We start from the raw sequence: 24,896 nt of genomic DNA, 5'->3' as shown, positions 1-24,896 counted from the left end.
TCCCGGCGGGCTCCGCACCGCTGCGAGGAGGCGACGAGGGACCAAAGACCCTGACCACGCGCGACGCGCCCCGGCACGATGAACGTGGATGAACAGGCGAAAGGGCGGAGGAGCCATGAGCGAGCAGGCACAGGTGCCGAGGCGGATCGTCGTCGGGGTGGACGGGTCGGTGCCCTCGAAGCTGGCGTTGCGGTGGGCGGCCAGGCTGGCCGACGCGATCGGGGCCCGCATCGAGGCGACGACCGCGTGGGAGTACCCGCAGACCTACGGATCGCCCGTCGACCCGACCTGGCGGCCCGATCTCGATGCGGAGAAGATCCTGCAGACGACGCTCGACGAGGTCTTCGGTGCTCAGCGACCTCCGACGCTCGACGCGATCGTGCTCCACGGCCCGCCGCGGACCGTCCTGCTCAACGCGAGCGAGGGCGCCGAGATGCTCGTCGTCGGCAGCCGTGGCCACGGCGGATTCGCCGGCCTGCTTCTCGGCTCGGTCAGCTCCGCATGTGCCGAGCACGCCCACTGCCCCGTCATGGTCGTCCACGAGAACGACTGACCCGCCGGACAGGTCGGCATTGCGTCGGTCGCTCGCGTAGGGGCGTCGCGCGAATCTCCTGGCGTGGAGTGCGGCGCGCGTGCACCGCGTGGCGCCGGCGCGCACGTACCGTGGCCACGTGGACCGACGTCTGTTCCTGACGTCCGTGGCCGCCATGGTGGCCACGGGCCTCGCCGGGTGCGACCGCGAGGCCACGGGCGCGGCGGCACCGACCGCGACGCCGCGGATCTTCGGGGCGCCGCAGGGTCTGACGAAGGTCGCGTTGCCCCACGGGACCCTCTACCAGCTGCCGGGCAAGACCAACCAGATCGCGCTCACCGTCGACGACGGGACCAACGCGGCCGTCGTCGAGGGCTACGCCAGGCTGTGCCGCGACACCGGGCTCCGGCTCACATTCTTCTGCAACGGCGTGAACCGCAGCTGGACCGAGCACGCCGGGCTGCTGCGCCCCCTGCACGACGACAACCAGATCTTCCTGGCCAACCACACGTGGTCCCACGCGAGCCTGGTGAAGCTCTCGGCACAGCAGATCGCCGACCAGGTGCAGCGCAACGAGGCGTTCCTCAAGAAGACCTACGGCACGCTCGGACGCCCGTTCATGCGACCGCCCTACGGCTACACCAACGACCGGGTCGCGGCACGCCTGACCGACCTCGGCTACCCCGCCCAGACTATGTGGCTCGGCACCCTCGGCGACTCGTCGGCCGTGCAGCCCGCGACGGTCGTCGCGAGTGCGGAGAAGTGGCTGCGGCCCGGGCGCATCGTCATCGGCCATGCCAACCACCCCGCGGTGACCAAGGTCTACGGCCAGCTCGTCGAGATCATCCGCAGCCGCAAGCTCGTCCCGGTCCACCTCGGCGACGTCTACGCCGTGTAACCCGAGGCTCGACGAGCTCGAGGCCGGCGAGCTCGAGGGCGCTCCAGCGGGATCCGGCCGTCGCACAGCGAGTTTCGCAGCCGACGGGTGGAACGAAGGCCCGTGAACCTAGACGAGCGCGAGGGTGTAGCTGCCGATGGCGTCCTCGAAGTAGACGACGACGGCCCAGTCGCCGCCGTCGACCGTCCCGTGGCACACGGTCACGACACCCTGGGCGACCTTGGGGGTCGCCGGGCACTGCATCTCGTCGACCGTGCTGCCGTCCTGGGCGATCCGCGCGCTCACCGTGCGGGAGAGGTCCGCCCCGGACAGGGGAGTGACCGTGGACCCGCTGGGCAGCGTTCCAGTCATCGGCGTGGTCGAGCCGGGTCCCCCGCCCGCGAGCACCGCGAGGGCACCCATGCCGACCACGCACACGAGGGCGATGATGGACATGACGAGCGCAGCGATCGCGAGGCCGTTGCCGGAGCCGGCGCGGGGCGCGGGGACGTACGGCGCCGGGGGGGTCCACGGCTGGGTCCACCCGGCGGGCTGTGCGGGGATCGCCGCCGCGGACCACGGCGTCGGCCCCCCGGCCGGCGTCGCCGGCGCGGTCTGCGTGGGGCTGGTCAGGGGCTCCTGCACGGTCTCGTTCACGGTCTCGTTCATCGCGCCTTCGTCCATAGGGGTCGCGCCGAGCGTAGGGCGGGCCGCCTTTCCCCGGCGGCGACGCACCCCGGTCGAGACCACACGGAGACCGAGTGGAGACCTCCCCGAGACCCGAAGGTCCGCCGCGGACCAGCCGCGCCGCGCGCACACGGGTGGGACGCCGGTCCCGACTGCCGCCGCCGACGGGTGTCGGGGGCGCGTGGCAGGCTGGGCGTTGATGGCGAAGAGGGAGCCGGCCGACGTGCTGGGGCGATTCTCTCCGGCGACCGCCGAGTGGTTCCGGAGCAGCTTCAGCGCGCCCACGACCGCGCAGGCCGGAGCCTGGGACGCGATCAGCTCCGGTCACCACGTCGTCGTCGTCGCGCCGACCGGCTCCGGCAAGACGCTCTCGGCCTTCCTCTGGGCCATCGACCGGATGGCGAGCGAGCCGGTGCCCGAGGAGGCGATCGCCCGCTGCCGCGTGCTCTACGTCTCGCCGATGAAGGCGCTCGCGGTCGACGTCGAGCGCAACCTCCGCGCCCCGCTCGTCGGCATCGGCCACGCGGCAACCCGACTCGGCCTGCCGGTCCCCGACATCGGCGTCAGCGTCCGCTCCGGTGACACCCCGGCCAACGAGCGCCGCGCCTTCGCCCGCACCCCGACCGACATCCTCATCACGACGCCCGAGTCGCTCTTCCTCCTGCTCACCTCGTCGGTCCGCGAGGCGCTCCGCGGCGTCGAGACGGTCATCGTCGACGAGGTCCACGCCGTCGCCGGGACCAAGCGGGGGGCCCACCTCGCCCTCAGCCTCGAGCGCCTCGACGCGCTCCTGCCCCGGCCCGCGCAGCGGGTCGGCCTCTCAGCGACGGTGCGCCCGGTCGAGGAGGTCGCCCGCTACCTCGCCGGGGGCCGCCCGGTCGAGATCGTCCAGCCGGTGTCGACCAAGCAGTGGGAGCTCGACGTCGTCGTGCCGGTCCCCGACATGGCCGAGCTCGCCGGTGCACCGGCCGAGATCTCGCCGGGCGTGCCCGACCTCTCGGGTCCGGCCGCGGGCAACGCGCCGCAGGCGAGCATCTGGCCCCACGTCGAGGAGCGCATCGTCGACCTCATCGCCGACCACCGCTCGACGCTCGTCTTCGCCAACTCGCGCCGGCTCGCCGAGCGCCTCACCTCCCGCCTCAACGAGATCTGGGAGGACCGCCTCGCCGAGGCGGAGCAGGAGGAGGCGTATGCCGCCGAGCCGGCTGGACGGCATACGGCCGGGTCGTCCCAAGGGTCGGGTCCACGGCGCACGCCCGCCGAGATGATGGCGCAGGCGGGGCAGTCCCGGGGGGCGGCGCCCGTCCTCGCGCGCGCCCACCACGGTTCCGTCAGCAAGGAGCACCGAGCGGCGATCGAGGAGGACCTCAAGGCGGGCCGGCTGCCCGCCGTCGTCGCGACGAGCAGCCTCGAGCTCGGCATCGACATGGGCGCCGTCGACCTCGTCATCCAGGTCGAGAGCCCGCCGAGCGTCGCGAGCGGCCTCCAGCGCGTCGGGCGTGCCGGCCACCAGGTCGGGGCCGTGAGCCAGGGGGTGCTCTTCCCGAAGTTCCGTGGCGACCTCGTCCAGACGGCCGTCGTCGTCGAGCGGATGCGGGCGGGGGCGATCGAGTCGCTCCGGGTCCCGGCCAACCCCGTCGACGTCCTCGCCCAGCACGTCGTCGCCATGTGCGCGATGGACGACTGGTCCGTCGGCGACCTCGAGGCCCTCGTGCACCGGACCGCGAGCTTCGCGGCCCTGCCGCGCTCGGTCCTCGAGGCGACCCTCGACATGCTGGCGGGCCGCTATCCCTCCGACGAGTTCGCCGAGCTGCGCCCGCGCATCGTCTGGGACCGCGTCACCGACACGCTCTCGGGGCGTCGTGGTGCGCAGCGGCTCGCCGTGACGAGCGGCGGTACGATCCCCGACCGCGGGCTCTATGCCGTGTTCCTCGCCTCCGGCGACGGGCCCGGGCGGCGGGTCGGTGAGCTCGACGAGGAGATGGTCTACGAGTCGCGGGTCGGCGATGTCTTCACCCTCGGCACGTCGACGTGGCGGATCGAGGACATCACCCACGACCGGGTCCTCGTCACGCCCGCGCCGGGGCAGGCCGGCAAGCTGCCGTTCTGGAAGGGCGACCAGCAGGGCCGGCCCGCCGAGCTCGGCCGTGCGCTCGGCGCGTTCGTCCGAGAGGTCGTCGGCCTGGCGCCGGAGCGGGCCCGCGAGCGCGTGCGCGCTGCCGGCCTCGACGAGTGGGCCGCCGACAACCTCCTGCGCTACCTCGACGAGCAGCGCGAGGCGACGCGTCACGTGCCCGACGACCGGACGATCGTCGTCGAGCGGTTCCGCGACGAGATCGGCGACTGGCGGGTGGCCGTGCTCTCGCCGTTCGGTGGGCAGGTGCACGCGCCGTGGGCGCTCTGCGTCGCGGCCCGGATGCGCGAGCGGTTCGGGGTCGACGTCCAGGCGATGCACGGCGACGACGGCATCGTCTTCCGGCTGCCCGACCTCGAGTTCGACGACGACTCCGGGCTCGGTGGCGGCAGTGTGCGTGGTGTCGGAGGTGGGGGCGCGATCGGGCAACAGCTCGTCGAGCTCATCACGATGGAGCCCGACGAGATCACCGAGCTCGTCACCGCCGAGATCGGCGGATCAGCCCTGTTCGCAGCGCGGTTCAGGGAGTGCGCGGCCCGGGCGCTCCTGCTCCCACGTCGGCGCCCCGACCGGCGCCAGCCGCTGTGGCAGCAGCGCCAGCGCGCGGCCCAGCTGCTCGAGGTGGCGAGCCAGTACCCCACCTTCCCGATCGTCCTCGAGGCCGTCCGCGAGTGCGTCCAGGACGTGTTCGACGTGCCCGGTCTCGTCGAGCTCATGACCGACATCCGCTCCCGGGCGGTCAAGGTCGTCGACGTCGAGTCGAGCAAGCCGTCGCCCTTCGCGACCTCGCTCGTCTTCGGCTACGTCGCCCAGTACCTCTACGAGGGCGACTCGCCGCTCGCGGAGCGCCGGGCCGCGGCGCTCGCACTCGACCCCTCCCTCCTGTCCGAGCTGCTCGGGCAAGGGGAGGGCCTGGCGCTGCGCGACCTGCTCGACCCGGAGGCCGTCGCGCGGACCGAGGCCGAGCTCCAGCGGCTGACGCCCGAGCGCGGCGCGCGCGACGCCGAGGACGTCGCCGACCTGCTCCGCGTGCTCGGCCCGTTGTCCCTGGGCGGCGTCGTCGCCCGAGCGGCCGAGGGGTTCTCGCCGTCCGCCGTGGAGGCTGCCCTGGCCGAGCTCGAGGCGGCGCGGCGCGTCATCGCCGTGCGCGTCGCAGGCGAGGACCGGTGGGCCGCGATCGAGGACGCCGCCAGGCTCCGCGACGCCCTCGGCACCGCGCTGCCGGTCGGGGTGCCGCAGGTCTTCCTCGAGCCGGTGCCCGACCCGCTCGGCGACCTCGTCGCCCGCTTCGCCCGCACCCACGGGCCCTTCACCGTCCACACCGTCGCGGCGTGGTGGGGCATCGGGCCGGCCGTCGTCCACGACGCCCTCAGGCGGCTGTCGTCGACGGGTCGCGTCGTCGAGGGCGAGCTCCTGCCCACCGAGAACGGCGGCGGCCACGGTCCGGAGTTCTGCGACGCCGAGGTCCTCCGACTCCTGCGCCGCCGGTCCCTCGCAGCCCTTCGGCACGAGGTCGAGCCCGTCGCCCAGGCCGACCTTGCCCGGTTCCTGCCGCAGTGGCAGGGCGTCGGAGGAGGGCTCCGCGGTCGAGAGGGGCTGCTCCGGGCGGTCGAGCAGCTGACCGGCGCCGTCGTGCCGGCGAGCGCCCTCGAGACGCTCGTCCTGCCAGCGCGGGTCGCCGACTACCGCCCGGCCCTGCTCGACGAGGTGATGAGCGCCGGCGAGGTCGTCTGGCGCGGACACGGCTCGCTCCCGGGCGACGACGGCTGGGTCAGCCTCCACCTCGCCGAGACCGCCGACCTCACGCTGACCCCGCCTGAGAGCGCCGAGCTGACCGACGACCAACGAACCGTCCTCGACGCGCTCGAGGGCGGCGGCGCATGGTTTTTCCGGGCGCTCGCCGACCGCGTCGGACTCGGCGACGGTCCGCTCGTCGACGCGCTGTGGTCCCTGCTCTGGTCGGGCCACGTCACCAACGACACGATCGCGCCCCTGCGGGCGCTGCTCGCCGGCGGCCGCACGGCGCACAAGCGCTCGACCACTGCTCCACGGTCGGCGCGGTATTCCGGTCGGCGCGGTTCGCTCGGCCGCTTCGGTTCCCTGCGTGGCGCGGGACCGGTGGCAGGGGTCGGCACCGGAGGCGCCGGTGACGGGGGCCTGGGGGGCGACGGCCCGAGCGGTCAGGAGCGGGTCGCCGCTGCCGAGGCCGCTGCCCGGGCGGCGAGCCAGCGTGCGGGTTCCTCCGCCGTCGCCCGCTCCGGGCCGCCGACAGGCGTCGGCCGCTGGGCGCTCCTTCCGCCCGCCGAGACCGACCCGACCGTGCGGGCCGTGACCAACGCCGAGCTGCTCCTCGACCGCTACGGCGTGCTGACCCGTGGCTCGGTCGTGTCCGAGGCCGTGCCGGGCGGGTTCGCGGCGGTCTATCGCGTGCTGGCCGCGGCCGAGGAGGCCGGCAAGGTCCGGCGCGGCTACTTCGTCGAGTCCCTCGGCGCCTCCCAGTTCGCGACGACCGGGGCCGTCGACCGGCTCAGGTCGATGTCGCGCCTGCCCGGCGCCTCGGCGCGTGACGACGAGAAGGCCGACCGGACCCGCTCGTCCGACCCCGCCGACCCGTGGCTGCTGCCGGCCCCGGGAGCCCAGCCCAGCGGCATACGACCCGGGGGTGGCAGGCGGGCGGAGTCCGGCCCGCCCGCCCTCGTGCTCGCGGCGAGCGATCCCGCCAACCCCTTCGGCGCAGCGATCGGCTGGCCGGAGCGGCCCGCTGCCGACGCCGGCGACAGTGCCGGCGACACGGCCGAGGCCGAGGGACCCGACGCCAGGGCCCGGCGCAAGGGACACCAGCCCGGGCGCAAGGCCGGGGCGCTCGTGGTCCTCGTCGATGGCGAGCTCGTCCTCTACGTCGAGCGTGGTGGCAAGACGATGCTCTGCTGGTCCGACGACCCGGAGCGGCTGCAGGCCGCGGCCGACGCGCTCGCCCTGGCCGTGCGCGAAGGGGCGCTCGGCCGGCTCACCGTCGAGAAGGCCGATGGCGCCTCGATCCTCGGCTCCGGCCACCCGCTCGTCACGGCCCTCTCCAACGCCGGTTTCCACATGGCGCCGAGGGGCCTGCGCCTGCGCCGCTGAGGCGTCACTCCACCCGCGATCCGTTCCGCTCGAGAGGGACGGGGTGGCACCATGGACGACTGACAGGGATTGTCGACCGAGGGCGTGACAAGGTGGGGCAATCTGCGGTTGAAGGTCCGGTGACGGGCGCTGAGGTGTCGGTTCGCGAGGTCTCGACGTTCTGCCCGTTGTGCGTGTCCCGGTGCGGGGCCCGGGCCACCGTGGTCGACGGGGTGTTCACGGCGCTCGGACCTGATCCGTCGCACCCCACCGGCCAGGCGCTGTGCGTCAAGGGCAAGGCCGCACCGGAGATCGTGGCCCACCCCGACCGGCTGCTCCACCCTCTCCGTCGCACCGCACCGAAGGGCGCACCCGACCCGGGGTGGCAGGAGATCACCTGGGACGAGGCGCTCGACACCATCGCGGCGCGGCTCCGTGACCTCGCCGAGGCCCATGGGCCGGAGTCTGTCGTGTTCGGGAGCGCCTCGCCCTCGACCTCCGCGATGTCCGACTCGGTCGACTGGGTGAGCCGCCTCAGGCATGCCTTCGGCAGCCCCAACCTGCTGACGTACATGGAGCTGTGCGGGTGGGGTCGTTTCCTCGCTCCTCTCTTCACGTTCGGCGAGCCGGTTCCCGGGGCGTACCTGCCGGACCTCGACCGGGCCGGCTGCATCCTCTTCTGGGGCTACAACCCCTCCGTCGCGCGGCTCGCCCACGCGACGGCGACGACCGCCGCTCTCCGTCGGGGTGCCAAGCTCGTCGTCGTCGACCCGCGCCGCGTCGGCCTGGCGAGCAAGGCCGACCCGTGGCTCCGCGTCCGCCCCGGCACCGACGCCGCCCTGGCCCTGTCGCTCACGCACGTCATGATCGAGAACGGCTGGTTCGACCTGGACTTCGTCCGGCGATGGACCAACGCGCCGTTCCTCGTCCGGGGCGACGACGCCCGGCTGCTCCGCGCGAACGACGTCTTCCCCGACGGCGATCCCAGCCACTACGTCGCCTGGGACGAGGTCGGTGACCGGCCCGTGGCGTACGACCCGGCACACGGGGCGTACTCGGTCGACGAGTCCCGTCTGACGCTGTTCGGGAAGCGGGCGGTCGCCACCGCGGACGGCACAGTCACCTGTCGGCCGGTCTTCGAGCTGCTGGCGCAGGAGTGCGGCCGGATGCGTCCCGAGGTCGCGGAGGGCATCACCGGGGTGCCGGCCAGTGCCGTCGTCGAAGCCGCCCGGACGCTCTGGGAGTCGCGGCCAGTCGCCTTCTACACGTGGAGCGGCCTCGAGCAGCAGAGCAACGCCACCCAGACGGTCCGCGCGATCGGTCAGCTGTATGCGCTCACCGGCTGCCTCGACGTCCCCGGCGGCAACGTCCTGTTCCCCTCCGTCGCGACGAACCCGGTCGACGACGCGTCGCTGCTCAGCCAGGACCAGCGCGCCAAAGCCCTTGGCCTCGCCGAGCGCCCGCTCGGGCCCGCGCGGTTCGAGTTCGTCACGGGCGAGGACTTCTACACCGCGGCGATCGAGGGCCGGCCCTATCGCGCCCGAGGGCTGGTCAACTTCGGCGCCAACCTGGTCATGGCCCACGGCGACAGTGCCCGCGGGCGTGACGCGCTGACGGCGCTCGACTTCTTTGTCCACGCGGACCTGTTCCTGAGCCCCACGGCGGAGCTGGCCGACATCGTCCTGCCGGTGACGAGCGCCTTCGAGGCGGAGGCGCTACGGGTCGGGTTCGAGATCAGCGAGGCGGCGCAGTCCCTCGTCCAGCTGCGCACTCCCGTGGCGGCGCCGCGTGGTGAGGCGCGCTCGGACATCCAGATCGTCTTCGCCCTGGCCGACCGGCTGGGCCTGGGGGAGCACTTCTTCAACGGAGACGTCGACGCCGCCTGGCAGCACCAGCTCGCGCCGAGCGGCGTCACCCTCGACCAGCTCCGCGCCGACCCGGCGGGGGTGCGGGTACCGCTCACGACCCTCCATCGCAAGTACGCCGAGCCCGACGGGGGTGGTCCTCGCGGGTTCCGCACCCCGTCCCGCAGGATCGAGCTCTACTCGGAGGTTCTCGCGAGCCACGGCCAGCCGCCCCTGCCGCAGTACGTCGAGCCGCTCACGAGCCCACGGTCCCGGCCCGACCTCGCCGAGCGGTTCCCGCTCATCCTCACCGGCTCGAAGTCGCTGCGGTTCTGCGAGACCCAGCACCGAAACATCGCGAGCCTGCGTGGTCCCGCGCCCGAACCGCAGCTCGAGATCAACCCGGCCACCGCGGGCGAGCGCGGCATCTCCGAGGGCGACTGGGTCCGGATCTCGACGCCGCTCGGCAGCGTCCGCGCCCGGGCCAAGCTCAACGGCAGCCTCGACCCGGGCGTCGTGTGCGGCCAGCACGGCTGGTGGCAGGCGTGTGCGGAGCTGGATCTGCCCGGCTACCCGCCCTTCGGCCCCGACAGCGCCAACCTCAACCTCGTCCTCAGCCAGACGCCGAGCGACCCCATCAGCGGCAGCTCCCCGCTGCGCGCCTCGGTCTGCGACATCACGCCGCTCGACGCCGTCCCCTGACCCTCGCCTTCTCCGTGCCGAGCCGCCAACGGGGTATGCCGCTCAGCCGGCCCCGCACGGAAGGTCACCTCGCGTGCGGGCCCGGCTCAGCGGCATACGGCCGAGGAGGGAGTCCCTGTCGATGGAGGTACTGACAGGGCACCCCTGAGCGCTCGGTCCACGCTTTAGAGCGGCCTAGGCTCGAAGGCGTGGACAACTGTCAGCAGATGCCGCCGGCGGCGTCCTCGATGCGCCGGCCCGAACCCTCCACCTCGACGATACCGAACGGGGGCGGCCTGCTCATCGTGGGCCGCGCCGTCGACGGCCCGCTGAACCCACCGATCACCAACGGACAGAAGGAAACCCATGCAGATCACCCGTAGCTCGATCGACACCGCCAGGGGACCGGGCGACTGGTTCACGGGAGACGTCTACATCGACTCCGTCGCCGCTGCACCTCCGCCGTCGCGCATGACCGCCAACCTCGTGCACTTCATGCCCGGCGCCCGCACCCACTGGCACCGCCACCCGCTCAGCCAGACGGTGTTCGTCACCGAGGGCATCGGCCTGTGCCAGCGCCGAGGGGGTCCCGTCGAGGTCATCCGCCCCGGGGACCGGGCGCTCTTCGAGGCCGACGAGGAGCACTGGCACGGAGCGGCCCCCAACCGGCTCATGGTCCACCTGGCCATCAACGAGGGCGATGCCGACCACGAGGTGGTGCAGTGGCTGACCCCCGTCACCGACGAGGAGTATGCCGCCCCGCCCGTCGAGCACTGACCGGCCAGGGGCTCGGCAGCGGGTTTCTCGTCAGCGCCGGAGGGCGTCGCCCACCTCGGAGATGACCGTCAGGGCGATCAGCCCGAAGCCGGCGACGGCGCCGATGACGACCGGCCACAGACCGCGACGGTTGCCGGCCGTCATGGCTCGCCGCCCGAAGTAGACGGCGGCCACGCAGGGGACGAGGACGACCAGAACGGTCACTGCCGAGACCACGACGACCACCCAGCCGGGAGCATCGCCGGTCTCGGGCGCGTAGCCGAACAGGGAGTAGAGGCCCTCACCGACGGCGAAGCCGATGCCGAAGAACACCGGCGTCAGCGCGACGCTGGCCCAGGCACGACCGAGCCACGGAGTGGCGTCGCGACCTGATTGCGTGGGGGGTTGGTCGACGGGACGGGTACTCATCACACACCTCCGGTTCCACTCCCAGCGTGGTGTCCGTGGACTCCGGCCCACCAGTGCCGAAAGGCCTGCTCTCCTCGGTGCGCACGGGTGTCTCGGGACCTTTGACTCTGCCCCGGCGCCTCGTGCGAACGAATCGTGGAGCGCATGGACACCGTCGTCAGGATCGCGCAGGGCGAGCTCCTCGGCCGCGTCGCCGAGGGGGTGCACGCCTTCCTCGGGGTGCCGTATGCCGCACCGCCCGTCGGCGCGAACCGGCTCCGCCCGCCGCGGCCCCCCGAGCCGTGGAGCGGGGTGCGGGACGCGACCCAGCTGGGGCCGGAGCCGCCGCAGGTCGCGCCCCCGTCCACCGGCGGTCCGAGGGAGGGGGCATCGGAGGACTGGAAGACGGTCGGCTCGGCCTTCGAGAAGGTGGAGCGTGCCGCGCCCTCCGAGGACTGCCTCAACCTCAACATCTGGACGCCGGACCCCGGGGCGGACGGTCTGCCGGTCATGGTGTGGGTCCAGGGAGGCATGTTCGAGCTGAGCTCGACGGCGGCCTACGACGGCAGCCACTTCGCGAGGGACGGGGTCGTCTGCGTCGTCATCAACTGGCGCCCCGGCGCCGAGGGGTTCCTCTACCTCGCCGATGGGGTGGCCAACCTCGGGCTTCTCGACCAGGTCGCGGCCCTCGAATGGGTCCGCGACACCATCGCCGCGTTCGGCGGCGACCCCGGCAACGTGACCGTCTTCGGGGAGTCGGCCGGCGCGATGAGTATCGGGATGCTGCTCGCCATGCCTCGCGCCCGCGGGTTGTTCCGGCGGGCGATCCTGCAGAGCGGAGCCGCGCACCAGGTGACGCCGGCGGACGACGCACTGCGCGTCGCCGGGCACCTGGCCGACAGGCTCGGCGTCCCGCGGACCCGCGAGGCGATCGCCGCCGTGGGGGTCGAACGGCTGCTCGCCGCCCAGGCGGAGCTCAAGGCGGAGCTGCTCACCGACCCGGACCCGGAGCGCTGGGGCCAGGCCGTCGTGACGAGCACCATGCCGTGGCAGCCGGTCATCGACGGGGAGGTCCTACCCGGCCCTCCGATCGACCTGGTCGCGAGCGGCTCCGCGGGCGAGGTCGAGGTCATGGTCGGCACCAACACCGACGACTGGCGGCTCTGGCTCGTGGTGAGCGGCGCCATCGGCCGGGTCACCGACGAGATCCTGACCGGGCCGGTGCGCTCCTACGGGTACCAGTCCCTGGCTGCGTACGGGCTGGCCCCCGAGGCGGCGCTCGCCGCCTACCGGGCGAGGTATGCCGGCGCGAGCCCCGGCGACCTGCTCACGCGCGTCCAGACCGACTGGTGGATGCGGATCCCGGCCATCCGCCTCGCCGACGCGCACGCCGACCGTCATGGCGTGAGTCACGGCGAAGCAGGCGCCTCGGACCGCGCCCGCACGTACATGTACGAGTTCGCCTGGCCCTCGCCGGGGCTCGGCGCCGTCCACGCCCTCGAGGTTCCCTTCGTGTTCGACACCGTCCGGACGGACGCGCCCCTCTTCGGGCCGCTGCTCGGGAGCGACCCGCCCCAGGAGCTCGCGCGGACCATGCACGCGGCGTGGGTCGCCTTCGCCACGCACGGGGACCCGGGCTGGCCGGCATACGACCTCACCCGCAGGGCGACGATGCGGTTCGACACGACGTCGCACGTCGTCGACGACCCCCGGTCCTGGGAGCGCGCGTTCTGGGACGGCGTGCGCTGACACGTCCGCGGAGTCGCCGACAGAGAGGGGAAGGTGAGGTCGATGGCACGGACCACGCCCAGGGATGCCGATTTCCGCGTGCACGAGACCCCCGGCGGGGGAGCGGGCTACGTCGTGCGACCGATCCCGCGAGAGCGCCAGCCGGTGCTCGACCGACTCGTCGGGGCCAGCCGGCGCTTCCAGATCCACGCGCTCGTCGAGCTCGACGTGACGCGACCTCAAGCCCGGATCGTCGACGCGGAGCCGCGGGTCTCGTGGACGGGGTTCATCGTCGCGACCATGGCTCGGGCGGTCGCCCTGCACCCCGAGGTCAATGCCCGCCGCGCCGGCAACCGCATCCTCCTCTTCGACCGGGTCGACATCGGGGCGACCGTCGAGCGCCACTGGGAGGGCCGCACGGTCCTCGACATCCTCGAGATCCGCGATGCCGACCGGAAGTCGTGTGCCGAGATCTCGGATCTGCTCCATCGCACGAAGTACGGTCCCGGCCAGCCGCACCGCGCGACGGGAGTCACCGCGCCGCTGCTGCGGCTGCCGGGGCCGCTCCGGCGCACCGCGATCCGGATGGCGGCGACGAGGCCCGGCGTGGCGGCCACCTTCGGACCCGCTGTCGGGGTCACGTCGATCGGGATGTTCTCGCGCGGCTGGGGCTGGGCCATCCCGCTCGCGCCGTTGACGGTGATCGCCACCGTGGGCGGCATCGTCGAGCGGCCGGCCGTCCACGAGGGGCGCGTCGTCGCACGGCCCCTGCTGCCGCTGACCCTGACGTTCGACCACGCCGTCGTCGACGGCGCGCCTGCGGCCCGGTTCGTCGAGACGCTGCGCGACCTGGTGGAGACGGCAGCCGTCTTCGACGATCCTCCCGAGCAGCCCTCCTGAGCGCCGTCCGTTGCAGACTGGTGACACGGCCGCAGGGCCATGACGCCGGCGAGAGGAACGCGCATGCCCGAGGGGGATACCGTCTGGCGCACCGCGACGCGGCTCGACGAGGCGCTCGCGGGCAAGCCGATCGTCGAGTCCGACCTGCGCTGGCCCGAGATCTCGACGGCGGACCTCACCGGCCGGTCGACGCTCGAGGTCGTGAGCCGCGGCAAGCACCTCCTCCACCGGATCGAGGGCGGTCTGACGCTCCACTCGCACCTGCGGATGGAGGGGCAGTGGCGCATCGAGGCGACGCCGACGCTGAAGGCCGGCTGGCGCGCCAACCCCGGACTGCGCGCCCTCGTCGCTGCGGCCGACTGGACCGCCCTCGGCCTGCGACTCGGCATGCTCGACCTCGTGCCGACGAGCCGCGAGGGCGAGCTCGTGGGACACCTCGGCCCTGACGTGCTCGGCCCCGACTGGGACCCTGCGCGGGCCGCCGACAACCTCCTCGGCTCCGGCGACGTCATCGGCTCGGCCCTGCTCGACCAGCGCAACCTCGCCGGCGTCGGCACGATGTGGTGCGCCGAGACCCTTTTCCTCGAACGCGTCCCGCCGTGGACACCCGTGGCCGAGCTCGGCCGCGAGCGCGTCGAGGCCGTGGTCGACCGCGCTCACCGCCTCATCGACCGGGGGCGGGCCAACGTCGTCCAGAGCAGCACCGGGTCCTACCGCTCCGACGAGACGCACTACGTCCACGCGCGGAGCGGACGGCCCTGCCGCCGCTGCGGTGCCACGGTCCGGGTGGCGATGATCGGCCGACCGCCGCAGGACCGGACGATGTTCTACTGCCCCGGCTGCCAGGGCGGCGTCGGCCCGACCGACGACGGCCGCCCGCAGCGCCCCCTCGGGTCGGGGAGTCGCTCCGCGCGCGGTTCCCGGCCGGCCCGCTGACCGACCTCCCGTCCGTATGCCGCTGGGCCGGGTTGGGGGCCGACCGACGGCCGCCCGGTGGCTCGTGGGACTGGTGCGCCCTGTGGGGCGGGCTCCCCCGAGTCGGGACGACGTTGCGGGTCGGAGTGTCGGCTGTCGGTCCTACGGTGAGAGATACCCATCAACGAAGCAGGAGGAGACCGAGATGACGACCTACCTCAATCCCTACGTCAGCTTCAAGGACAACGCCCGCGAGGCCATGGAGTTCTATCGGGACGTGTTCGCAGGGCGGCTCGACATCAGCACCTTCGGCGAGTTCGGGCAGGCCGGCCCGAACGCCGACAAGGTCATGCACGCGGTCCTCGAGACCGACAGCGGCCTGCGACTCATGGCCGCCGACACGCCCGACGAGATGCCCTACCAGCCCGGCAACACCGTCACCCTCAGCCTGAGCGGCGACGACGAGGCCCTGCGGGACTACTGGACCAAGCTCTCCGACGGCGGCACTGTCACAATGCCGTTGGAGAAGCAGGTGTGGGGCGACGAGTTCGGCCAGTGCACCGACCGGTTCGGCATCAGCTGGATGATCAACATCGGCACGCCCCGCCCTGTCCAGGGCACGGCGTAGGCCCGACCCATCAGGCTCGACGCCGCGGTCAGGACCGGCGGCGTCGAGCGAGCTGGGCCTCCAGCTCGTGGGCGTCGATGAAGCTCGTGTGCGTCCCGGCCGTGCCGCACGCCCAGGCCCCGCCAACCGCGCCGGCGAGGGCTGCCGCCCGGGCGTCGCCCCCGCGGAGCCACGTGCGGAGGAACGCCGCGACGTAGCTGTCGCCCGCCCCGTTGCTGTCGACGATCGACCGTCCGGGGATGTCGACCGCCGGCACCTCGAACGTCGCGCCGTCACGGACCGTGACCCGGCTGCCCCGCGCGCCGTCCATGACGATGACGAGACGGGCGCGGCCCTGGGCCAAGATGTTGGCGACGACGTCGTGCTCCACCCCGTCGAGGCGCGAGCCTGACACGAAGACGAGGTCAGCGGCATACGCGAAGGTGCGGTGGTAGTCGTTGGCGCCGTCCCAGTCGTGCAGGTCGGTCGACGTCGTGAGTCCCGCCTCGGTCGCGTCGGTGAGGGCGTGGATCGTCCACGCCATGATCGACGCGTGGACGTGGCGGGCGCCCGCGAGCGGCTCGCGCCAGAGCGAGGAGTCGGGCACGAGGTCGTGCGGGTGGCGCGCGTCGTAGAACGAGAGCCGCCGCCCCTCCGGGTCCACGAGGTTGACGGACCGGCGGGTCCCGCTCTCGTGGACGACGTGGTCGAAGCGCAGGCCCTCCGCCGCGCACCGGTCGAGGACCATCCGCCCCTCGTGGTCGTCGCCGATCACGTCGACGAAGCGGGTCGCCATGCCGAGCCGGTGGCAGCCCAGGGCGACGCCCGTGCCGGTGTGGCCGACGAAGGCGTCGATGTGCGGCACGAGGTACGAGTCGGCCATCGGCACGGGCAGCGCCGGAACGCGCACGATGGTGTCGACGCCGGCACCGCCGACGACGAGGACGTCACAGGAGGGGGCGGCGGCAAGCGAGTTCGTCACCGGCACAGCCTGCACCACGCCACGACGCGGCGCAGCACCGGCCGGCCCGCGATCTCAGGATCTGTCGGACCCTCCGGCGAGGAGGCCGCCTCGGTCAGGGTTTCGTCACGCCGAGGATGCCGAGGCACATCTCGTCGGTCGTCCCCTCGCCCCAGACGACGTAGCGCTCGGGGATGCCCTTGAGGCCGGGAAGCCGGTCGCGCCACGACTGGTCGTGGGTGCAGCTGACGGTGATCGTGTCGCCCGGGCGGATCGTCGTCGCGGGGATCGAGATGCTGCCCTGGTTGTCGAAGTTCCACTGGGCGATGTCGAGGAGGGCCCTGGCTCTCGCGGTGCCCTCGTTGAGCACGATGCGCAGGCTCGAGCCGAGCAGGTGCATGTGCCCGGCGACCGTGCGGACCGTCGCCGCCTCGCCGACGGTGCGGGTGCACGACTGGGTGGGACCGGGGTGGGGTTTGTCCTCGCCACAGAGCAGGAGCAGCCCGGCGACCGTGAAGGACGCCTGCCGGCCGAACCGGGTGGCGACGTCCCAGATGGCCTTGTCCCGGTCGCAGAGCGCGCCGGTGTGGCCGGGGCGACAGGGCAGCTCGACCGGCGCGGGGAAGAGCATCGTCTCGAGGGGGGAGAGCTTCGAGGAGGCCGACAGGCGCAGCCGCACCGCGGTCCGGTCGGGCGTCGAGCCGCGCAGCAGGTTGTAGTGGACCTGCAGGATGAGCTGCGACCCCGTGGCGAGCGGGATTCCGATGTCGGGCGGCAGGAGCCGCTCGTGGCCGCCTGGCGCCCAGGCGCCGACCCAGGGGGCGTCCGCGAGGGTCGCGCCCTGCGACTCGATGCCCGTGCCGCCGAAGCAGGTCCAGCCGTCGCCCGGGGCGGCCGCGTCCTTGGCGCGCGCCGCGGCGACCTTGTCGGGGTTGACGCGATAGAGGATGACGTGGTGGACCTCCGCCGGCTGGCCGGGCTGGACGTCGAACCCCGTGACGAACGAGTCGGCGGTGATGCCGGGGTCGAGCAGGAAGCACCGGTAGTCGTCGGTGCCGGTCGAGGGGGCCTTCGGCGTGTAGGGCGCGGCCATCGTGACCGTGCGCATCGTCTCGCCGGCGCGGAGCGCGGCCGGGGCGACTGACGGCGTGGCCGCGCCGGTGTGGCCGGCCGTGCCGGAACCGTGGGTCGTCGCGCCCACCGAACCGGCCCCCGACATCGCGTGGGTGCCGTCGAGTCGCGCCTGCGCCGCCGGGTTGGGCCCGCCGGTGCCGCACGCGGCGGTGAGCGCGGTCAGCAGTGCCGCGACGGCGATGAGCGGGCGTCGGGTCCTCACCGGCTCAGTCTAGGAACGGATCGCGGCCTCGGCGTCCCTGAGCGCTCAGAGCGCTCCGGCCCGGCTGACGGGGATGCGGCGGGCGTCCGGCGCGCTGAGCCGCTCGGCGTTGGCCTCGGAGTCGGCCAGCTCCTTCTGGGAGTCGCGCTCGGCCGCGACCCGGGCCTGGTACCCGGCGATCTCGTCGGCCACGCGCGCCTCGTCCCACCCGAGGACCGGTGCGACGAGCGCGGCGACGGCCTCGGCGCTGTCGACCCCGCGGCTCGGGGTCTCGATGGAGATCCGGGTGCGACGCGTCAGGAGGTCGTCGAGGTGGAGCGCACCCTCGTGCGTCGCGGCATACAGCGCCTCGACCTTGAGGTACTCCTCCGCGCCGGGGATCGGCTCGAGGAGCGAGCGGTCGCCCTCGGCGAGCGCGAAGAGCTCGTGGACGAGGGAGCCGTAGCGCTCGAGCAGGTGTGTCATCCGCCAGACCGGGAGGTCCTGGTGGCGCGCGAGCCGGTCGACCTGGTTGACGAGGGCGACGTAGCCCTCCGCACCGAGGAGCGGGATGAACTCGGTGACGCTGTCGTTGACGTCGCCGCCGATGTCGGCCCGCGCGGCGTCGACGGCATCGGCCGCCATGACGCGGTAGGTCGTGTACTTCCCGCCCGCGATCGAGATGAGGCCGGGCTGGGGTCGGGCGACGGCGTGCTCGCGGGAGAGCTGGCTCGTGTCCTCGCTCTCGCCGGAGAGGAGCGGGCGCAGGCCGGCGTAGACGCCCTGGATGTCGTCGTGCGTGAGCGGCACCTTCAGCACGGTGTTGATGTGCTCGAGGATGTAGTCGATGTCGGCGCGGGTCGCGGCCGGGTGGGCGCGGTCGAGGTCCCAGTCGGTGTCGGTCGTGCCGATGATCCAGTGGGTGCCCCACGGGATGACGAAGAGCACGGACTTCTCGGTGCGCAGGATGAGGCCGGTCTCGGAGTTGATCCGGTCGCGGGCGACGACGATGTGCACGCCCTTGCTCGCCCGGACGTGGAAGCGCCCGCGCCCGCCGGCCATCGTCTGGATGTCGTCGGTCCACACGCCGGTGCAGTTGATGACGACGGAGGCGCGGACGTCGGTCCGCCGGCCGGTCTCGACGTCCTCGACGACGGCGCCGACGACCCGCTCGCCCGCGCGGAGCAGGTCGACCACCCGGGCCGAGGAGAGCACGGTCGCGCCGTATGCCGCTGCCGTGCGGACCGTGGTCAGCGTGTGGCGGGCGTCGTCGGCCTGCGCGTCGTAGTAGAGCAGGGCGCCGGCGAGCGACTCGCGCTTGAGGGCCGGGGCGATCTTGAGCGCGCCGGTCCGGGTCAGCTGCTTGTGACGAGGGACCGAGCGGGCACCGCCCATCGTGTCGTAGAGGGTGAGCCCGGCGGTGACGTAGGGCCGCTCCCACCCGCGGTTGGTCAGCGGGTAGAGGAACGACACCGGCTTGACGAGGTGGGGCGCGATGCGGCTCAGCATGAGCTCGCGCTCCTTGAGGGCCTCGCGGACGAGGTCGAAGTTCATCTGCTCGAGGTAGCGCAGCCCGCCGTGGAAGAGCTTCGAGGACCGAGACGACGTGCCCGAGCCGAAGTCGCGCTGCTCGACGAGGGCTGTCGACAGGCCGCGGGTGGCGGCGTCGAGGGCGACCCCCGCTCCGGTGACGCCGCCGCCCACGACGAGCACGTCGAACTGCTTCGTCCCGACGCGCTCCCACGCGTCGGCGCGGTATGCGGGGTCGAGGCGCACAGGAACGGTCATCGCTACTCCCTCGGTCTGGGCCGGACATTCACTCTAACGAGAGTCCGCGTGTGGCGACGGGGTCGTCCACCGGGCGTGCGGTCGGTACGGTTCCACCATGCCGACAGAGCAGCGCAGCCACGTCGTCGCGATCGACCAGGGAACGACGAGCACCCGTGCGATGGTGTTCGACCGGAGCGGGCGCGTCGTCGCCGTCGACCAGCTCGAGCACCGCCAGATCTTCCCCCGCGCCGGCTGGGTCGAGCACGACCCGGTCGAGATCTGGGAGAACACCCGGGTCGTCGTCGGCGGCGCGCTCGCCAAGGCCAACCTCAACGCGACCCATGTGGCCGCGGTCGGCATCACGAACCAGCGGGAGACGACGGTCGTCTGGGACCGCACGACGGGCGAGCCGGCATACAACGCCATCGTCTGGCAGGACACCCGCACGCAGGCGATCTGCGACGCGCTCGCGGGCGACGAGGGCCCGGAGCGCTTCGCCGACCGGACCGGGCTGCCGCTCGCCACCTACTTCGCCGGCCCCAAGGTCCGCTGGATCCTCGACAACGTCGAGTGGGCGCGCGAGCGGGCCGAGGCGGGTGACCTCGTCTTCGGCACCATCGACACCTGGCTGCTGTGGAACCTCACGGGCGGCGCGACCGACGGCGGCGTCCACGTCACCGACGTCACGAACGCCTCCCGCACGCTGCTCATGGACCTGCGCACGCTGAGCTGGGCCGAGGACGTCGCGGCCGAGATGGGCATCCCGCTGTCGATGCTCCCCGAGATCCGCTCGTCGTCGGAGGCCTACGGCACCTGCCAGCCCGGCATCCTCATCGGGGTCCCGGTCGCCGGGATCCTCGGTGACCAGCACGCGGCGACGTTCGGGCAGGCCTGCCTCGAGGCGGGCACGGCCAAGAACACCTACGGCACCGGCAACTTCATGCTCCTCAACACCGGCGAGGAGATCGTCCGCTCGCGCAACGGCCTCATCACGACGGTCTGCTACCAGCTCGGCGACGCGAAGCCCGTCTATGCGCTCGAGGGCTCGATCGCCGTGACCGGCTCGCTCATCCAGTGGCTGCGCGACAACCTGGGCATCATCGACTCGGCGAAGGACGTCGAGGCGCTCGCCGCGACGGTCGACGACAACGGCGGCGCCTACTTCGTCCCCGCCTTCTCCGGCCTCTTCGCCCCGTACTGGCGGCCGGATGCGCGCGGCGCGCTCGTCGGGCTGACCCGCTTCGTCAACAAGGGCCACGTCGCGCGGGCGGCGCTCGAGGCGACGGCCTTCCAGACGCGCGAGGTCCTCGATGCGATGAACGCCGACTCCGGCGTTCCGCTGACGGAGCTGCGCGTCGACGGCGGGATGGTCGTCAACGAGACGCTCATGCAGTTCCAGGCCGACATCCTCGGCGTCGACGTGGTGCGTCCCGAGGTCATCGAGACCACCGCGCTCGGGGCGGCGTATGCCGCTGGGCTGGCTGTCGGGTACTGGTCCTCTCCCGACGAGATCCGTGCGAACTGGGGCGAGGACAAGCGGTGGTCACCGCAGATGCCGGTCGAGGAGCGCGAGCGCCTCTTCCGCACGTGGAAGAAGGCCGTGCAGCGCACCCTCGACTGGGTCGACGCCGACACCCCCTGAGCGGGCCTCCGGCGACCCGCGCTAGGCGGGGTCCTGGGACTCGAGGTGGCGGACCACCTTGCGCAGCAGGGCGTTCAGCTGGATGAGCTCGCGATCGGTCAGGGGGCTGAAGGTGGCCTTCTCGCGCTCGATCCCCTCGCGCAGGCCACCTTCCCAGAGGGCACGCCCCGACGCCGTGGGCCTGACGATGATGCGCCTGCGGTCGAGCGGGTCGACCTCGCGCGTGACGTGACCGCGCTCGACGAGCCGGTCGAGCCGTGACGTCATCGCGGCACGGGTGACGTGGCAGTCGTCCGCGAGCTGGGCCGGTGTCGCCTCCTCGGGGAAGTGCTGCACGAGGAGCGCATGGAGGGTCATGTAGTCCTCGAGCGTGTCGTCCCGGTCGGTGAAGCTCGCGTGCATCTCGCGTTTCAGGTGCCGCGTGATGGCCTGCATCCGGGTCGTGGCCCCCTCGACCTCGGGGTTCATCCCCTCGGTGACGGCGGTCCACCGCGCGACGTGGCGGTCGACGGAGTCCTGCTCCGGTTGGGTCATGGCCTCATCCTCGCAGCGCATCACCAGCGACGATCAGGAATCTGACCGTTTACCCGCGAATACTTCGTTGACTGACAGTTAGATCTCTAACTATATTCGACCCATGTCCACCACCACGGTCCTGCGCCTCCGTGACATGCGGCTCCTGCTCATCGGCCAGGGGCTGTCCTGGGTCGGAGACGCCTTCAACCCGATCGCGCTCTCCGTCGCCGTCGTGCTCGGCGGCGGCGGGGCGCGCGAGCTCGGCACGATCCTCGCCGCGGGCGTCGTCGCGCGGCTTGTCTGCACGCTCTTCGGCGGCGTGTGGGCCGACCGGCTCTCACCGCACCGCATCATGGTCGCCGCCGACTCGGTGCGAGCAGTCGCGGCACTCGGGATGGCGGTCGCCTTCGCCCTCGGCAACCCGCCGGTCGCGCTGCTCGCGGCCCTCGCGGCCGTGGCCTCGGGTGCAGGTGCCTTCTTCTTCCCCGCCTTCGTCTCGCTCCGGCCGCTCGTCGTCCCGGCGGAGGAGCGTCAGAGCGCCAACGCGGTGGTCAGCTTCCTCCAGTCGGCGGCGCAGATCGCCGGCCCGGTGCTCGCCGGCGTCGTCGTGGCCGGACTCGGCCCCGTCGTCGGGTTCGGCATCAACGCCGCGAGCTTCGTCTGGTCCGCCGTCTGCGTCTCGCTGGTCCGCGCCCGGGCCGACCGCCGGGCCGAGCGGCGCTCCATGTGGGCCGAGACGGGTGAGGGGCTCGCCGAGATCAGGGCGCACACCTGGCTCTGGACCGGGCTCGTCGCCGCCGGGTTCTTCCACATCGCGACGGGGATCCTCGTCGTCCTCGTCGAGGTCACCGCCGTCCGCGACCTCGGCGGCGCGCACGCGCTCGGCCTCATCACGGCCGCCCAGGGGGTCGGCGGCATCCTCGGTGGAGCGCTCGCAATGCGCGTCCAGCCGCGACGGACCCTGCTCTGGGCCTTCGTCGCCCTCGGGATCTTCCCGCTCTTCCCGCTCGCCTTCGCCTGGCCCGGCACGCTCCTCGGGATCCTCGCGCTCGCGCTCGTCGCCAACGTCGGGATGATGTTCTTCGCCGTCGGCTGGGACACGGCGCTGCAGGACGGCATCCCGCACGACCGGCTCGCCCGCGTCGTGTCGTGGGACATCCTCATCTCGTTCGTCGCCCTGCCCGTGGGCAACGTCCTCGCCGGCTCGGTCGGTGAGGCGTTCAGCACCACGACCGTCATGGCGGTCATCGCCGTCTGGATGCTCGTCGCGGGCTGCGCCCCGCTGCTGGCCCGGTCGACGCGCGCCTTCACCCGCGGTGGAGCCGGCGCAGGCGTCGCCGGCCCCGAGCCGGCTGCCGCGAGCGAGGACGTGAGCCCTCAGCCGAGCGCCGCGACCGCCGCGTCGTAGTCGGGCTCGTCGTCCATGCTCGGGACGAGCTCCTGGTGGATGACCCTCCCGTCGCCGTCGAGGACGATGACGGACCGGGCGAGCAGGCCGCGGAACGCGCCGTCGAGCAGCATCACGCCGTAGTCCTCGCCGAAGCTCGACCGGAAGCTCGAGGCCGCCACGACATCGTCGATCCCCTCGGCAGCGCAGAAGTTGCCGAGGGCGAACGGAAGGTCCTGGGATACGCAGATGACCGTCGTGTTCTCGAGGCCGGCCGCGAGCTGGTTGAAGCGCCGGACGCTCGCGCTGCAGACGCCCGTCTCGACGCTCGGGAAGATGTTGAGGACCACCCGCCGGCCCTCCGGCCGCGTCACGTCGTCCTTGAGGTTGGGGCCGGTCAGGGTGAAGTCGGGAGCAGTCGAACCGACCGCGGGCAGGTCGCCGGCGGTGTGGACCGGGTAGCCGCCGAGTGAGGTCATCGCCATGGACGGTTTCTAGCACGGTGGGGCTACCGTCGCACCCATGACGGCCGACGGCGCGACGTGCCTGACGACGCGGTGCTTCTGCGAGGCGGTGCGCCAGACCGGCCTCGCCCAGCCCGCGAACGCCTGGTCATCGCTCGCCTTCGTCGTGGCAGGGGCCGTCGTCCTCGCGACCGTCCGGCCCCCGGCGGCCCCCGAGCGTCGACTCACCGTCGCGCTCGGGATCGCCCTCACCGCAGTCGGACTGGGCAGCTTCGCCTTCCACGCGACGCTCACGCTGTGGGGCGAGTTCGTCGACGTGCTGCCGATGTATGCCGTCGGGTGCACCCTGCTCGCCGGCGGCCTCATCCGCCTCGGCTGGGTCCGCCCTGCTGCCGCGTTCGCGGGCGCAGGCGGCCTCTTCGTCGCGCTCGGCGTCGTGCTCTGGGTGTGGCCCGAGTCGCGGCGCTGGGTCTTCGCCGCCGTGCTGCTCCCCGGCATCGTCCTCGAGGTCCTGCGCACCCAGAGGGTGCCCGGGTCGTCCCAGCCGACCCGCTGGCTGTGGCTCGGGCTGGGACTGCTGTCAGCGGCATACGTCCTCTGGCTCCTCGACCAGAGCGGGACGCTCTGCGACCCGACGAGCGCGCTGCAGGGACACGCCGCCTGGCACGTCCTCGGGGCCGTCGCCGGCTGGTGCCTCGCCCGACACTATGCCGCGACCGGGAGCGGGCCCCGTAGGTTGGGCCCATGATCGAGACAGGACCCGGCCCGGCGCTCACCCCCGAACAGCAGGAACGCGTCGTCGCCGTCGCGATGGACCTCGCCCGCGAAGGGCGCACCGCCGAGCTGCTCGAGTTCGTCGACCACGGGCTGCCCGTCGACGCCGCCGACCACGACGGCAACACCCTGCTCATGCTCGCCGCCTACCGCGGGAACGCCGAGACGGTCGACGCGCTCATCGCCCGTGGCGCTGACGTCGACCTGCGCAACAGCCGTGACCAGTCGGCCCTCGCCGGAGCGCTCTTCAAGGGCGAGGAGGGCATCGTGCGCCGCCTCGTCGCCGCCGGTGCCGACCTCGACGCCGGAACGCCGAGCGCCCGAGCGGCCGCCGAGCTGTTCGGCCGGGAACACCTCCTCCAGACCGGGCTGGACTGAGCGCGTGGCCGATCCGCAGCAGAGCAGCGGCGCCGGGCAGCGCTTCGTCATCAACGTCGTCGGCCTGGTCGGCCTCGTGTTCGGCGTGATCCCGATCCTGCGCTACCTGCTCGGGTTCGACTTCTTCGGCTTCACGACGGCGCCGTACGACTGGCTCCGGCTCGAGGGGGCGGCGCGGTTCCTCCCGCCGGTCCTCGTCCTCGTCGTCTGCATCGCCGTCTCGTACTGGCTCGAGCGACGCCTCCAACGCGACTGAGACCACTCCTGCGCTGCGCTCCACCCGCGGGTCGTCGGGGGCTGTGGGCGCCCGTGACGAAGACCCGACCCGTCGTGATGTGATGTGACCATGCCGGTCGACTCCCCGTACGAGGGGCGCACATCTCGGCCGGGTCGCCCCCGCGCGGCTCGGTCGCTCCTGGTCGCAGGGCTCGCGAGCCTGCTCGGCATCGGACTCGGCGTCGGCGGCGGGGTCGTGGCCCCGACCGCGGCCGTCGCGGCGCCTCCGGCCGCGGCTGCGG

The 24,896-nt window shown here is 73.0% G+C and carries 22 protein-coding genes; 15 read left to right on the top strand and 7 right to left on the bottom strand.

What is annotated here, in order from left to right; translation table 11 throughout:
- Nucleotides 1-115 precede the first annotated feature (115 nt).
- On the top strand, nt 116-553 hold the full coding sequence (locus N865_RS17500) for a universal stress protein (protein WP_034808722.1): 438 nt from the start codon (nt 116-118) through the stop codon (nt 551-553).
- A 118-nt stretch (nt 554-671) separates the two neighbouring features.
- On the top strand, nt 672-1,430 hold the full coding sequence (locus N865_RS17495; RefSeq protein WP_034808744.1) for a polysaccharide deacetylase family protein: 759 nt from the start codon (nt 672-674) through the stop codon (nt 1,428-1,430).
- Nucleotides 1,431-1,538: 108 nt separating this feature from the next.
- Here N865_RS17495 and N865_RS17490 read toward each other — a convergent pair whose 3' ends face one another.
- The gene (locus N865_RS17490) at nt 1,539-2,078 is read right to left on the bottom strand and encodes a DUF4333 domain-containing protein (RefSeq protein WP_034808721.1); all 540 of its coding nucleotides are present in this window, start codon (nt 2,076-2,078) and stop codon (nt 1,539-1,541) included.
- A gap of 217 nt (nt 2,079-2,295) precedes the next feature.
- On the opposite strand from N865_RS17490, the gene N865_RS17485 reads away from it, so the two are divergent.
- From N865_RS17485 to N865_RS17475, 4 genes are all read left to right on the top strand, one after another.
- Nucleotides 2,296-7,353, top strand: coding sequence for an Lhr family helicase (locus N865_RS17485; protein WP_034808720.1), 5,058 nt, complete (start codon nt 2,296-2,298; stop codon nt 7,351-7,353).
- Nucleotides 7,354-7,487: 134 nt separating this feature from the next.
- Nucleotides 7,488-9,878, top strand: coding sequence for a molybdopterin-containing oxidoreductase family protein (locus N865_RS17480; protein ID WP_034808742.1), 2,391 nt, complete (start codon nt 7,488-7,490; stop codon nt 9,876-9,878).
- Between the two features lie 188 nt (nt 9,879-10,066).
- Nucleotides 10,067-10,240: a hypothetical protein gene (locus N865_RS22830; protein ID WP_157557760.1), complete on the top strand. Its 174-nt coding sequence runs from the start codon at nt 10,067-10,069 to the stop codon at nt 10,238-10,240.
- The gene (locus tag N865_RS17475; RefSeq protein WP_034808719.1) at nt 10,224-10,634 is read left to right on the top strand and encodes a (R)-mandelonitrile lyase; all 411 of its coding nucleotides are present in this window, start codon (nt 10,224-10,226) and stop codon (nt 10,632-10,634) included. The genes N865_RS22830 and N865_RS17475 overlap by 17 nt, the downstream gene beginning before the upstream one ends.
- Nucleotides 10,635-10,664: 30 nt before the next feature.
- On the opposite strand, the gene N865_RS17470 is transcribed toward N865_RS17475, so the two are convergent.
- Nucleotides 10,665-11,042, bottom strand: a complete 378-nt coding sequence (locus N865_RS17470; RefSeq protein WP_157557759.1) for a hypothetical protein — start codon at nt 11,040-11,042, stop codon at nt 10,665-10,667.
- Nucleotides 11,043-11,186: 144 nt separating this feature from the next.
- Between N865_RS17470 and N865_RS17465 the strand changes: the two genes are divergently transcribed.
- The 4 genes from N865_RS17465 (at nt 11,187) to N865_RS17450 (ending at nt 15,192) form a co-directional block, all read left to right on the top strand.
- Entirely contained in the window at nt 11,187-12,770 is a 1,584-nt protein-coding gene (locus N865_RS17465; protein WP_034808714.1) for a carboxylesterase/lipase family protein, read from the top strand.
- Nucleotides 12,771-12,812: 42 nt separating this feature from the next.
- Nucleotides 12,813-13,649 (top strand): 2-oxo acid dehydrogenase subunit E2, encoded by an 837-nt coding sequence (locus tag N865_RS17460; RefSeq protein ID WP_084328340.1) that lies wholly within the window; start codon nt 12,813-12,815, stop codon nt 13,647-13,649.
- A 63-nt stretch (nt 13,650-13,712) separates the two neighbouring features.
- Nucleotides 13,713-14,585 (top strand): DNA-formamidopyrimidine glycosylase family protein, encoded by an 873-nt coding sequence (locus tag N865_RS17455; protein ID WP_034808712.1) that lies wholly within the window; start codon nt 13,713-13,715, stop codon nt 14,583-14,585.
- A 184-nt stretch (nt 14,586-14,769) separates the two neighbouring features.
- Nucleotides 14,770-15,192 (top strand): VOC family protein, encoded by a 423-nt coding sequence (locus N865_RS17450; RefSeq protein ID WP_034808710.1) that lies wholly within the window; start codon nt 14,770-14,772, stop codon nt 15,190-15,192.
- A 28-nt stretch (nt 15,193-15,220) separates the two neighbouring features.
- Here the strand turns inward: N865_RS17450 and N865_RS17445 are convergent, their stop codons facing one another.
- The 3 genes from N865_RS17445 to N865_RS17435 form a co-directional block, all read right to left on the bottom strand.
- Nucleotides 15,221-16,153, bottom strand: coding sequence for a carbohydrate kinase family protein (locus tag N865_RS17445; protein WP_034808737.1), 933 nt, complete (start codon nt 16,151-16,153; stop codon nt 15,221-15,223).
- Between the two features lie 94 nt (nt 16,154-16,247).
- On the bottom strand, nt 16,248-17,468 hold the full coding sequence (locus tag N865_RS17440; RefSeq protein ID WP_034808707.1) for a hypothetical protein: 1,221 nt from the start codon (nt 17,466-17,468) through the stop codon (nt 16,248-16,250).
- 45 nt (nt 17,469-17,513) lie between these two features.
- A complete protein-coding gene (locus N865_RS17435; protein WP_034808705.1) occupies nt 17,514-19,235 on the bottom strand; it encodes a glycerol-3-phosphate dehydrogenase/oxidase in 1,722 nt (573 codons plus the stop codon).
- A 97-nt stretch (nt 19,236-19,332) separates the two neighbouring features.
- Here N865_RS17435 and glpK point away from each other — a divergent pair, with 97 nt between their 5' ends.
- Nucleotides 19,333-20,859, top strand: a complete 1,527-nt coding sequence (gene glpK / locus N865_RS17430) for a glycerol kinase GlpK (RefSeq protein ID WP_034808703.1) — start codon at nt 19,333-19,335, stop codon at nt 20,857-20,859.
- 21 nt (nt 20,860-20,880) lie between these two features.
- On the opposite strand, the gene N865_RS17425 is transcribed toward glpK, so the two are convergent.
- On the bottom strand, nt 20,881-21,393 hold the full coding sequence (locus tag N865_RS17425; protein ID WP_034808701.1) for a MarR family winged helix-turn-helix transcriptional regulator: 513 nt from the start codon (nt 21,391-21,393) through the stop codon (nt 20,881-20,883).
- Between the two features lie 103 nt (nt 21,394-21,496).
- On the opposite strand from N865_RS17425, the gene N865_RS17420 reads away from it, so the two are divergent.
- Nucleotides 21,497-22,783: an MFS transporter gene (locus N865_RS17420; RefSeq protein WP_051510893.1), complete on the top strand. Its 1,287-nt coding sequence runs from the start codon at nt 21,497-21,499 to the stop codon at nt 22,781-22,783.
- On the opposite strand, the gene tpx is transcribed toward N865_RS17420, so the two are convergent.
- Nucleotides 22,753-23,247, bottom strand: coding sequence for a thiol peroxidase (gene tpx, locus N865_RS17415; RefSeq protein WP_034808699.1), 495 nt, complete (start codon nt 23,245-23,247; stop codon nt 22,753-22,755). The genes N865_RS17420 and tpx overlap by 31 nt on opposite strands.
- A gap of 37 nt (nt 23,248-23,284) precedes the next feature.
- Between tpx and N865_RS17410 the strand changes: the two genes are divergently transcribed.
- From N865_RS17410 to N865_RS17400, 3 genes are read left to right on the top strand one after another with little or no spacing between them, the layout of a single operon-like run.
- On the top strand, nt 23,285-23,974 hold the full coding sequence (locus N865_RS17410; RefSeq protein WP_034808697.1) for a ceramidase domain-containing protein: 690 nt from the start codon (nt 23,285-23,287) through the stop codon (nt 23,972-23,974).
- The gene (locus N865_RS17405; protein ID WP_034808696.1) at nt 23,971-24,378 is read left to right on the top strand and encodes an ankyrin repeat domain-containing protein; all 408 of its coding nucleotides are present in this window, start codon (nt 23,971-23,973) and stop codon (nt 24,376-24,378) included. Before N865_RS17410 ends, N865_RS17405 begins: the two co-directional genes overlap by 4 nt.
- 4 nt (nt 24,379-24,382) lie before the next feature.
- The gene (locus tag N865_RS17400) at nt 24,383-24,634 is read left to right on the top strand and encodes a hypothetical protein (RefSeq protein ID WP_034808694.1); all 252 of its coding nucleotides are present in this window, start codon (nt 24,383-24,385) and stop codon (nt 24,632-24,634) included.
- Nucleotides 24,635-24,896: the final 262 nt, after the last annotated feature.

This window comes from Intrasporangium oryzae NRRL B-24470, from assembly GCF_000576595.1.
Lineage (GTDB): Bacteria > Actinomycetota > Actinomycetes > Actinomycetales > Dermatophilaceae > Intrasporangium_C > Intrasporangium_C oryzae.
This window is presented reverse-complemented; position numbering and strand designations above follow the sequence as displayed.

Coding starts and splice junctions, on each gene's coding strand:
- N865_RS17500 (WP_034808722.1), top strand. CDS start 116: ATGAGCGAGCAGGCACAGGTGCCGAGGCGGATCGTCGTCGGGGTGGAC.
- N865_RS17490 (WP_034808721.1), bottom strand. CDS start 2,078: ATGAACGAGACCGTGAACGAGACCGTGCAGGAGCCCCTGACCAGCCCC.
- N865_RS17485 (WP_034808720.1), top strand. CDS start 2,296: ATGGCGAAGAGGGAGCCGGCCGACGTGCTGGGGCGATTCTCTCCGGCG.
- N865_RS17475 (WP_034808719.1), top strand. CDS start 10,224: ATGCAGATCACCCGTAGCTCGATCGACACCGCCAGGGGACCGGGCGAC.
- N865_RS17470 (WP_157557759.1), bottom strand. CDS start 11,042: ATGAGTACCCGTCCCGTCGACCAACCCCCCACGCAATCAGGTCGCGAC.
- N865_RS17465 (WP_034808714.1), top strand. CDS start 11,187: ATGGACACCGTCGTCAGGATCGCGCAGGGCGAGCTCCTCGGCCGCGTC.
- N865_RS17460 (WP_084328340.1), top strand. CDS start 12,813: ATGGCACGGACCACGCCCAGGGATGCCGATTTCCGCGTGCACGAGACC.
- N865_RS17455 (WP_034808712.1), top strand. CDS start 13,713: ATGCCCGAGGGGGATACCGTCTGGCGCACCGCGACGCGGCTCGACGAG.
- N865_RS17450 (WP_034808710.1), top strand. CDS start 14,770: ATGACGACCTACCTCAATCCCTACGTCAGCTTCAAGGACAACGCCCGC.
- N865_RS17435 (WP_034808705.1), bottom strand. CDS start 19,235: ATGACCGTTCCTGTGCGCCTCGACCCCGCATACCGCGCCGACGCGTGG.
- glpK (WP_034808703.1), top strand. CDS start 19,333: ATGCCGACAGAGCAGCGCAGCCACGTCGTCGCGATCGACCAGGGAACG.
- N865_RS17425 (WP_034808701.1), bottom strand. CDS start 21,393: ATGACCCAACCGGAGCAGGACTCCGTCGACCGCCACGTCGCGCGGTGG.
- N865_RS17420 (WP_051510893.1), top strand. CDS start 21,497: ATGTCCACCACCACGGTCCTGCGCCTCCGTGACATGCGGCTCCTGCTC.
- tpx (WP_034808699.1), bottom strand. CDS start 23,247: ATGGCGATGACCTCACTCGGCGGCTACCCGGTCCACACCGCCGGCGAC.
- N865_RS17410 (WP_034808697.1), top strand. CDS start 23,285: ATGACGGCCGACGGCGCGACGTGCCTGACGACGCGGTGCTTCTGCGAG.
- N865_RS17405 (WP_034808696.1), top strand. CDS start 23,971: ATGATCGAGACAGGACCCGGCCCGGCGCTCACCCCCGAACAGCAGGAA.